The 10027-nt window shown below is 70.0% G+C and carries 7 protein-coding genes and 3 pseudogenes; 7 read left to right on the top strand and 3 right to left on the bottom strand.

Going from position 1 to position 10027, the window contains the following annotated elements:
• Positions 1 to 182: amino acid permease (locus tag ACIRF9_RS50850; RefSeq protein ID WP_403837235.1), on the bottom strand; the 182-nt coding region annotated here is incomplete at its 3' end.
• 401 nt (positions 183 to 583) lie between these two features.
• On the opposite strand from ACIRF9_RS50850, the gene ACIRF9_RS50845 reads away from it, so the two are divergent.
• The gene (locus ACIRF9_RS50845; protein ID WP_403837234.1) at positions 584 to 1279 is read left to right on the top strand and encodes a CBS domain-containing protein; all 696 of its coding nucleotides are present in this window, start codon (positions 584 to 586) and stop codon (positions 1277 to 1279) included.
• Between the two features lie 82 nt (positions 1280 to 1361).
• A pseudogene (locus ACIRF9_RS50840) lies at positions 1362 to 1993 on the top strand (IS5 family transposase); the annotation flags it as partial.
• On the opposite strand, the pseudogene ACIRF9_RS50835 reads toward ACIRF9_RS50840, so the two are convergent.
• Positions 1942 to 2270, bottom strand: a pseudogene (locus tag ACIRF9_RS50835) (BlaI/MecI/CopY family transcriptional regulator). The pseudogenes ACIRF9_RS50840 and ACIRF9_RS50835 overlap by 52 nt on opposite strands.
• 226 nt (positions 2271 to 2496) lie before the next feature.
• Between ACIRF9_RS50835 and ACIRF9_RS50830 the strand changes: the two are divergent.
• From ACIRF9_RS50830 to ACIRF9_RS50810, 5 genes and pseudogenes are all read left to right on the top strand, one after another.
• Positions 2497 to 4956, top strand: coding sequence for a DUF6185 family protein (locus ACIRF9_RS50830; RefSeq protein WP_403837233.1), 2460 nt, complete (start codon positions 2497 to 2499; stop codon positions 4954 to 4956).
• An 85-nt stretch (positions 4957 to 5041) separates the two neighbouring features.
• Positions 5042 to 5476, top strand: a complete 435-nt coding sequence (locus ACIRF9_RS50825; protein ID WP_403837232.1) for a transposase — start codon at positions 5042 to 5044, stop codon at positions 5474 to 5476.
• 108 nt (positions 5477 to 5584) lie between these two features.
• Positions 5585 to 5659 (top strand): annotated as a pseudogene (locus tag ACIRF9_RS50820) (DNA-binding response regulator); the annotation flags it as partial.
• A gap of 183 nt (positions 5660 to 5842) precedes the next feature.
• Positions 5843 to 6826 carry an Acg family FMN-binding oxidoreductase gene (locus ACIRF9_RS50815; RefSeq protein ID WP_403837231.1) on the top strand — a complete coding sequence of 328 codons (984 nt, stop codon included), beginning with the start codon at positions 5843 to 5845 and terminating at the stop codon, positions 6824 to 6826.
• A gap of 254 nt (positions 6827 to 7080) precedes the next feature.
• On the top strand, positions 7081 to 7833 hold the full coding sequence (locus tag ACIRF9_RS50810) for a hypothetical protein (protein ID WP_403837230.1): 753 nt from the start codon (positions 7081 to 7083) through the stop codon (positions 7831 to 7833).
• 40 nt (positions 7834 to 7873) lie between these two features.
• Here ACIRF9_RS50810 and ACIRF9_RS50805 read toward each other — a convergent pair whose 3' ends face one another.
• Positions 7874 to 9949, bottom strand: coding sequence for a SpoIIE family protein phosphatase (locus tag ACIRF9_RS50805; RefSeq protein ID WP_403837229.1), 2076 nt, complete (start codon positions 9947 to 9949; stop codon positions 7874 to 7876).
• Positions 9950 to 10027 lie beyond the last annotated feature (78 nt).

Genomic DNA, 10027 nt, shown 5'->3' with positions numbered 1-10027 from the left:
TCCCGGGCGTAGACGTACGGCCCACCGCTCGCCGGCACCCGCTTCGACAGCGCCCCGAAGGTCAGCGCGAGCGCCAGCGCGCCCAGGGTCACCACGACGAAGGCGACCAGCGAGAGAGGCCCGTACGGGGCGAGGGCGGACGGCAGGGCGAAGATTCCGGTGCCGATGATGGTCCCGATCACGAGCGCGGACGCGGCCGGAAGTCCGAGTGCCGCCTCGGGCCGGGGCGCCGCTCGGTCACCAGCCGCTGAAGTCCTGGGCATGGCTGTGCTCCTTGTGCAAGTCGCTGCGGATGAGTCGATCCGCGAAGGATGCTTCTGCGCCATGCCGGATCAGGGCAGCGGCCACACGGGCCCGCACAGGTCCCGATGGTCCCGGTGCGGCAGGTCCAGGCAGCCCCAACTCCGCCTGGCCGCAGGCGAGATGGCCGGTGAGGTCTTGCCGCGCGCTCTTCTGTGGCGTGCCGAAACCACCTGGTTGGTACCGAGCGGCCCGATCACTGGACCATCTGGCCCATGGAGCGCGCCGACGAGCGGGTACACGCTGACGTTGGAAGGTCCCGGCCCGGCCAGGGAGGCACGTCATGCACGGCACCCCGCACATCGTCAGCGACGTCATGACCCACACCGTCGCCGCAATCGGGCGTAAGGCCACCTTCAAGGAGATCGTGCGGCTGATGCAGGACTGGAAGGTCAGTGCCCTGCCCGTCCTCGAGGGCGAGGGCCGGGTCGTCGGCGTCGTCTCCGAGGCGGACCTGCTGCCCAAGGAGGAGTTCCGCGACAGCGACCCGGACCGGTACACCCAGCTGCGCCGCCTCTCCGATCTGGCGAAGGCCGGCGGCGTGACCGCCGAGGAGCTCATGACGTCTCCCGCGCTCACCGTCCACGCGAACGCCACACTGGCCCAGGCCGCCCGGACGATGGCCCACGCGAAGGTGAAGCGGCTCCCCGTCGTCGACGCCGTGGGCATGCTCCAAGGCATCGTCAGCCGTGCCGACCTGCTCAAGGTCTTCCTCCGCACCGACGAGGAGATCGCCGAGGAGGTACGGCGCGAGGTCGTGTCCTACCTGTTCCCGCTGCCGGACTCGAGCGTACGAGTGGAGGTGCGGGACGGCACCGTGCGGCTCGTCGGCCGGGTCCGGGACCACTCGCTGGTGCCGGTGGCAGCACGGCTGGTCCGTGCCGTCGAGGGTGTCGTGGACGTGGATTTCGACCTCACCGACCGTGGCGGGCCGACGGACGAGCCGACGGTGGACACCAAACGCAGCGGTGCCGCGTGAGTGGAGCCCGTCGGTCCTAGGTCTAAAACTGACGGACGTTATTGACAGGTGGGTCTCCCGTCCCTAGGAGACCCCCATGACTGAACGCGAGCTCGCAAGACGCGCCCGGCACCGGCTCCTGGCCGCGGCCCTGGGGCGGGCTCAGGTGGACTGGCTGGTCGCGCTGGACTCCACGATCGTGCGGGCCCATCAGCACACCGCCACCAAAGGGGGCTCGAACAGCGCGGGCTCGGACGCTCCCGCGGCGGGCTGACCAGCAAGCTCCACCTGGCCTGTGACGGGCGGGGCCGGCCGCTGTCCTTCACGGTCACGGCCGGCACCCGCAACGACTGCACCCAGGCCGAAGCGGTCATCGACACCATCCGTGTCACGCGGCCCGGGCCGGGACGGCCTCGCGTCCAGCCGCAGCGAGTCGTGGCCGACAAGGGCTACTCGGCCCGCTCCTTCCGCGCCTACCTGCGCAGACGCGGAATCAAGGCGACTATCCCCGAGGCGACTATCCCCGAGCGGGTCGACCAGCTCGCGGGCCGCCGTCGACGCCGCGAACGGCCCTGCGGCTTCCACAAGGCCGTCTGCCGCCGCCGCAACGTCGTCGAACGCTGCTTCCACCGCCTCAAGCAGTGGCGCGGCATCGCCACCCGCTATGAGAAACAGCCCGGCCGCTACCTCGCCGCCGTCACCCTGGCCAGCACACTCATCTGGCCCGACACATGATCGCCAAGACACTCCCTAGGTGTATTGATCCGCAGCGCGGCGAGACCCGCCTCGTCCGCGACCGGCGTCCACTCGAACGACCGGCCCGCCCGCTCCCGCGCCACGGCGCCCTTCGCGTGCAGGCGGGTCAGGATGGTGATGACGGTGGTGTACGCGAGGTCGCCGCCGAGCCGCTCCTGTACCCAGCCGGCCATGACCGGCCCTCGGCCGCCCGCAGCGCGGCCAGCACCAGCGTCTCCAGCTCGCCCTGCCCACGCTGTCGCGGAACACCCGCCATCCTGCCGACCTCCGTCTCACCGCGCCCTCGTACGGACGCGACACCCGGCGTCCCACCAGCGTTGACCGGGAGGGCGCCTGCCGGACCCGGGCGGCGCGCCTCCTCTCCTCGACCGCTGGGGTGGAACCGTCGGCGCGTCGGCGTATCGCACGGCATCGCGCGCGGTCAGCCCGGGGATCCTCGGACGGTGATCCGTCCTGGCTGGTCCGCGTCCCGCCGTCTGTGTGTGCTTGTGCTGCTTCTCTGCCTCGCTCTGCCCGCGATGGGAAGGGCCGACGCTGTCGAGGATGCCCCGACGGACTGCCGAGCCAACCAGCTCGAGACGGCCGAGGTAACGGCACTGGCTGAGTTCAAACACCGCGGCAACGACTTCAGCATGGTCACGAGCATCATGGACATCAGCGTGCCCGCCGCTTGGACTCGCTCCTCCGACCTGCTCCTGGACGCCCATTCGCCGGCCTATCGGTCTGCGCTGGCGTGCCTGGTGGCCAAACCCCTACAAAATCAGTACGACTTCCGTGATTACGAGTTTCGGTTCAAGCCGGTCAGGGTGAAGGCCGACGGCCAGAGGGTCAAGGTTCACTACGAGGCTGCCACGTGGGTCCAGTTCAGCTCCTCCGACGCTGTCGGCCCCTGGGTGCTGACGGTGTCGAAGCAGAACTGGCGCATCGCGTTGCGTCCTTCTCCTGCCCTGAAGGGCGCCGATTGGGACAGGGTGCAGGTCGACCTGGGCGGACGGGGCGCCCTGACGGCCACCCCTCGGCCGGCCTTCGGCGAAGGCGGAACGAGACTGAGCTGGCGACACAAAGAGCCGGACCAGAATCCCACGGTCACTTTCCGCCCACCCACGGTGCAGTATTGGGACTTCATCACGACCTCGCCGGAAGAAACCTGGCAGGTCTGGGAGACGTGGGGCTGGTATAGCGCCTCGGCAGCGTTCTGGTACGCCGCCTCAGGTGCGTTGTTGCTTGTCGCGGGTCGCCGGCTGAGGCGCAGTCTCGCCGATACGACGACGCCGGAAGAGTCGAGGGCGCTGCACTACCTGCGGTGGTGGGCGCTCCTTTTGATGTTCCTGGGCGTGCTCGTCTATATGAACGACAACGTCTACCGGTGGTTCCAGCATCTGGTGGGCTGGCATCACAACTACGAACCGACGGTCGCGGTGTTCGTCCTGGCGTTCCTCGGGCCTGTGCTGTGTCTGTTCGGCAGCCGGTCGAAGCGCCTCCTCTTCAGTGTGGGCGGAGTCGTCCTGGGCGTACTCGGCTGGTACGTGGTGTCGGAGATGTTTGACTTCACCTTGCTCCCCACAGCCGACCAGTTCCTGTCCACTCCGGGCTGGACCGTGGCAGCCGTGGCCTGCACCGCACTGACGGCAGTGTGCTGGATCGGCATGATCGCAGCAGGGCAGCGGATGCTGCTGATCAGAGAGACTCGGATCCCGACTCGCATGATGGTCGCCGCCGCCCTTGCAGCGGCGACGGCGACCGTCCTGTGGGCCTACCTCGCCTTTGACCGCTACTGGGAGCGAATCAGCTGGCTCGCCGACCCGCGCTCGCCTGATTTTCAAGAGATGTGGGTGGCAGAGCTCGATTCATGGTGGTTGACCTTCCCGGTAAACGTTCTGGATCCGCTGCTGGTCGTCGTCAGCATCCTGGCGCCGCTGCCCGTGCTGGGCGTCCTGCGGGTCTGCCGGGTCGAACAGCACGAGCAGGGGGCGTTCACACCCGCGCCTGCGGAGAAGTTCCTGCTCGTGGCCCTCTTCGCCATCACCTTCGCACCTGGCACGTACTACTTCGGCTTCTCCGCATACGCGCTCACCCTGGTGCTGTGCCTGTGCACGGCCTGGGGAGTACTCGTCCTGGGCTCTCACTTCTCCGTGCTGGAGCAGCCGTTCGCCGACAACGCACCGCTGGGAAGGACGATCTCGCTGACCGACAGGGCCGACGTGCTGCGCCTGGCGCGCCGGTTCAGGGAACGCCAGACCCGCCTGAGTCAGCTCAGTACGTCGAACCTGGGGGAGCGTTCCGCCGAGCGGCAGTCGATCGAGGCCGAGATCGACCGAATGGACCAGGCGTTGCCGGCAGGAGTGAGACCCGCCGATCTTCCCTTCGCCTGTGGCCCGATGGCCACGTGGTGGGGCAATGCTCGCAGGGGGGCCGTCAACGCGTGTCTCATCGGCCTGCCCGCGACCGGCCTGCTGTACTGGGTCGAAGCCGTGAAGGGCGACTCCTGGATGGTGTACGCGGAGGGTGCAGCAGGGTTCGTCTGGATCGTGGTCGAGATCCTCTACTGGCAGGTCTTCTGGATCGTCGGGGGATTCTTCCTCGGGGCGCTGTGGCGTGATCTGCCGGGCCGTCACGGGCCGACGAAGGCGCTCTTCGTCACGCTCGCGTTCGCCATCCCGGCAACGGCCGATTTCCTCATCGTCCAAGCCGTCGGCGGGACCGTGCCCCAGCTGATCGGCCAGATCGCCGCATTCGGCTCGGTGATGACGTGCACGGGTCTGATGATGGATCTGCAGACCTTCCAGAACGAGCGCCGCTACTGGCCGACCAATGCCAGTCTCGTCGCTTACGTCTACCAGATGCGCTTCGCCACGATCGCGTTCTTCCTGGCACAGCTGCTTGCGCTCGTCACCCTCTGGAAGACCTTCGCAGACGTCAGCACATCGGGGCCCGGCCGGTAGCCCCGCGACGACCGGCCCAGCGGTGTCTTTCCGATCATCGGATCGTTGGTCTGGTTGTGAGGGCTGGGGAGATTTCTGACGCCGCGTGGGCGGCCATCGCGCCGTTGCTGCCGCCCGTGGGCCGGGCTCGTGGGCGGTGGCGGGATCACCGTCAGGTACTGAGGGCATCGTGTTCAAAGTCCGCACCGGCCTGCCCTGGAGGGGTCCGTCCGAGCGGTTCGGCCCGTGGCAGACGGTCCGCGGACGGTTCGCACGCTGGGCCGCCGACGGCACCTTTGACCGCATCCTGTCGTCCGTGCAGAGCCGGGCGGAGGTGAACTGGCTGGTCGCGGTCGACTCCACGATCGTGCGGGTCCACCAGCACGCGGCCGCCAAAGGGGGCTCGAGGAACCAGCAAAATCCACCTCGCCTGCGACGGACAGGGCCGGCCCCCGGCCTTCTTGGTCACCGGCGGCACCACAACGACTGCACGCAGGTCGAGGACGTCATCAGCCGCATCCGCGTCCCTCCCCCCGCTTGATGATCGGCATCCGCCGGGGAACGAGGGGTCGCCGTGCCGGAGCCACGCACTTTCACCGAGCAGAACCCCGCCTCCGAGCCCGACATCACGGTGATCGGCGAACACCGCCAGTCGATGCTGGACCCCGCGACCACGGCCCGGCTGATGCGCTCGCTGCGCGCCGAGCCCGAGGACACCCCGGCCGCAGTCCTTGCCTCCCACCTGGTGCAGCCCGACACCGGCCAACCCCGGACCAAGTGATGAACGGGCCCATCGGGACCGCCCGATGGGCCGGACGGCCTCTGCCTCGAGGACATCCCGCACGGGACGCTGAGACGACCGCCGATACCGGCGTCGCCTTCAGCAGAGTGAGGGGATGAGCCCCCGATGTCCTCCGCCGTCCTCGACATCCAGACCCTGGAGACGATGGTCTCCGCCGCTGTGTCAGCTCCCTCGATCCACAACACCCAGCCCTGGCGCTTCCGGCTCGACGCGGAGACGGTCATGCTGCGCATCCATGCGCACACGGACCGGGGCCTGCGCCACACCGACCCGGTCGGCCGTGCCCTGCACCTTTCGGTCGGCTGCGCGGTGTTCAACCTCAGGGTGGCGAGCACGCACTTCGGCTGGGAGCCGGTGACCCGACTGCTGCCCTCCCCCGACCGGCCCGACCTGCTCGCCGCCGTACGACTCGGCGGCCCCGCCCGGGGGTCCTTCCCCGGTCTCTACGACGCCGTCTGGCGCCGGCACAGCAGCCGATTCCCGTTCTCCGAGCGACTGCTGCCCGCGGCGGCGCTCGCGGAACTCACCGAGGCGGCCCAGGCCGAAGGGGCCACGCTGACCCACTTCTCCCCCACGGATGCCGACCGCCTTCTCCGGCTCACCCGCGAGGCGGAGCACCGGAACGTCACCGATCACGACCGAGCCGCGGAGAGCCGCCGCTGGGTGCGGGCGAAGGACGGCGGCGGCCTCGGCATGCCACCGGAAGCCCTCGGCCCGCAGGACTTCCGGGAGGTCGTCCCCATGCGCGACTTCGGCGCTCACCGGACGCCCGGCGGGTTGTCCGCCCGCACCTTCGAGAGACGGCCCGCCATCGCCGTACTCTCCACCATGCACGATCGCAGGGCGGACTGGCTGCGGGCGGGTCAGGCCCTCCAGCGGGTGCTGCTGGTCGCCACCGTCCACGGCATCCGGACATCGCTTCTGCATCAGGCGCCGGAATGGCCCGACCTGCGCCGCCGGCTCGACTCGTCGACGGACGCCCGAACCGCCCACGCACAGATGGTGATCCGCCTCGGGTACGGCCCCGAGGGTCCTGTCTCTCCTCGGGGCGACGTCCGCAGGGCGTTCGAGACGGAGGCCATCTCCTGATCCGGTGCCAATTGCGAAATTTTGCAATTTATCATTTCGCGTGACCGTCTGCGATCAGCCGCGAACCGTCCTCGTCCGACCGCCCGAAGGGGGCTGCGCGGCCGGCGCATGCGTCGGCACGCCATGGGCCGTTCGGTGCACGGGTCGGATCCGAATGGCCCTGGGTGGGTCCTGCCGCCGGAGCGAGCCTGAAAGGGACAGGCCCTGCGGCGCCCGGGAGGGCGGTCGCAAGGAGGAACGAGTCGGGAAGGGTGATGACCATGCCCAGCGGGAGCAGGCGGACCGCCACCGTCCTGGCGGCCCTCGCGCTGGCCGGCACGGCGGCCGCCGGATGCGCGGCAGGCGACAGCACCTCCAGTGGCACGTCCCTTCACGCGGCGGCCGCCTGGACCAGCTCTGCCAACGGCGATTGCCGGCGGTCGGGCACGCCGGACGACGACTGGGACGACTGGGACTCGTGGGGGCCGGGCATGATGGGCCGTGATGACTGCTCGTGGGGTCCCGGGATGATGGGCGGGCACTACTGGCTGCCCGGCGACGGCAGCCCGGTCGAGACCCTGGACCAGGCCCGACAGCGCGCCGAGGCCTTCGCCGACCTGCTCGGCCTGCGCGTCGGCGAGGTCATGCAGTTCTCGAAGAACTTCTACGCGGAGCTGGAGACCCTCGAAGGGAGACCGGCCACCGAGATCCTCGTCGACCCGGCCGACGGCGACACCGGAATCGAGTACGGTCCGGCAATGATGTGGAACACCGGCTACGGCATGCACCACCGCGGCCGGGACCAGACCCGTGTCTCCCCCGGCCAAGCCCAGGATCGCGCCCAGGAATGGCTGCGCCGCCGGGGAAGCGACCTGATTGTCGGAGCGGCCGAGGCATACCCCGGCTACTACACCCTGCACACCCTGCGCTCCGGGAAGGTCAGCGGCATGCTGTCGGTCAACGCCTCCACCGGCACCGTGTGGGACCACACCTGGCACGGCCGCTACATCGCCACCAGCGAGAACTGACCGGGCGCTCCCCCTCCACATCTGTCAGAGGACGACGAGGTCACGTCGTTGGCCTACGGAGGCGTGCGGCGAGGAGGGCGATGTCGTCGTCGGCGGAGGCCGGCACCAGGTGGGTGAGCAGTGTGTCGCACAGCTGCTCGAGGGAGGGCGAGGGCTGGGTGAGGAGGTGGGTGAGTTCGGCGAGGCGCTCGTCGATGTCGCTGCCGCGGGCTTCGACCAGGCCGTCGGTGTACAGCAGCAGGAGGCTGCCGGGCTCGAGGAGGGTGTCGGTGGTGGTGAAGCGGGTGCCGCCGACGCCGAGCGGGGTGCCGGGGGGCACGTCGAGAAGCCGTGCGGTGCCGTCGGGTGCGACCACGGCGGGCGGGGGATGCCCGGCGCGGGTGATGCGGCACAGGCCGTTCGCGGGGTCGACGACGGCGTACAGGAAGGTGGCGAGCATCGGCGCCGAGAGATCCTCCAGCGCGGCCTCGAGGTGGTGGAAGAGTTCGCGCGGGTCGAGGTCGAGGCGGGCGAGGGCCCGGACGCTGGCTGAGAGACGGCCCATGACGGCCGCGGCCGTCGTGCCGTGTCCCATGACGTCGCCGATGGCGAGTGCGGCCTTGCCGCCTTCGAGGCGGATCACGTCGTACCAGTCACCGCCCACTTCGTTGACGTCGCCGGCGGGCACATAACGGTGGGCCACTTCGATGCCGGAGGGCGGGGTGATGTGCTGGGGCAGCATGCTGCGCTGGAGGATGAGGGCGGTGTCGTGCTCGCGATGGTAGAGGCGGGCGTTGTCCACGCACACCGCGGCACGGGAGGCGAGTTCGCCGGCGAGGGCGACGTCGTCGTCGGTGAACGGTCCCAGGGGCCTGCTGCGGTAGCAGGTGGCCAGGCCCAGGACCATGCCGCGGGCGAGGAGCGGCACCATCATGAACGAGTGCACGCCGTGTTTCAGGAGCTCGGCGGGGGTGGCGGTGTGGCGGGCTGCGGGGGCGATGGCCCGCTCGTCGAAACAGGCGATGACGAAGGGGCGGCGTTCGGCGAGGGTCTGTGTGTAGGGAGCGTTGGCGGGGAACGTGAGGGTGCGACCGAGCGGGGCCAGGAGGTCCGAGACGACCGAGCCGGTCTGTGGGGCTTTGCCGAGGCGGCGCAGGGCTGAGCCGCCGACGAGTCCGGGGCCGAGTTCGCTGCTGGTGGCGAGGCTGTCCAGGATGTCGACCGTGACGGTGTCGGCGAGGTCGGGGACGGCGGCGTGGGCGAGTTCCTGCGCGGTGCGCTCCAGATCGAGGCTGGTGCCGATCTTGGAGGTGGCTTCGTTGACCAGGGCCAGGCGGCGTCGGCCCGCTTCGGCCTCGAGCTGGGCCTGCTGCCGGAGGGTGATGTCGATCAGGGTGGCGGTCAGGCCGATGGGCTCGCCGTCGGGATCTTCCAGACGCACGTAGGAGCAGGACCACACGTGGTCGCGGTCGGGGTCGGCCGGGGTGCGCCCCGTGCGGCGTGCGTCGAGGACCGGCTGCCCGGTGTCGAGGACCTGGCGCATGGCGGCTTCCATGTCGGCCGCGTTCACACCCGGCAGCACTTCCACCGGGCGGCGCCCGACGTGGGCGGCCTGGGGCAGCCCGTTCATGGCCTCCAGGGCGGGGTTGACACGAAGGAAGCGCAGTTGGGTGTCCAGGATGGCGATACCGACCGGGGAGCGGGCGAAGAGCCCGTCCCAGACCGCGGAGGAACCGCGGATGGAGCTCGCGGCGTGGGCATCGGCGGCGAACACCAGCACGGTGGTGCCACCGCGGGTACGGGCCGGGACCGGTGCGGCCCAGATCTCCAGCTCCAGAGGGCGGCCGGTACGGTGCCAGGCGGTCACGGTGCCCGTCACGCCGCGGCCGGTGACCGCGCGGTCCCACAGCGAGCGGCCCAGGCTCCGGTCCGCTCCGGGGTGCAGCAACTCGGCGATGTGGCGGCCCAGCACCTCCCGGGACGGATAGCCGAGCAGATCCTGCGCGGTGCGGTCCCAGCGCACGATCATTCCGGACGCGTCCGTGGCGAGGACGGAGACGGGCAGCGCTCCCAGCCAGCCGCCCGCATCCCGCGCGGCCCCGCTGGTCACATCGTTGAAGGAAGGCGCTCCTCGCATCGCCGCAATCCCGCTACGCCCTGACGTCCGGGTCGCTACCAGTATCACCCCTGCCACGTCGCCCTTGCTCTTCACGCC

Source organism: Streptomyces sp. NPDC096132 (genome assembly GCF_044763345.1).
Lineage (GTDB): Bacteria > Actinomycetota > Actinomycetes > Streptomycetales > Streptomycetaceae > Streptomyces.
Note: the sequence above shows the minus strand (reverse complement) of the source record. Positions and strands in the feature narration are given on the sequence as shown.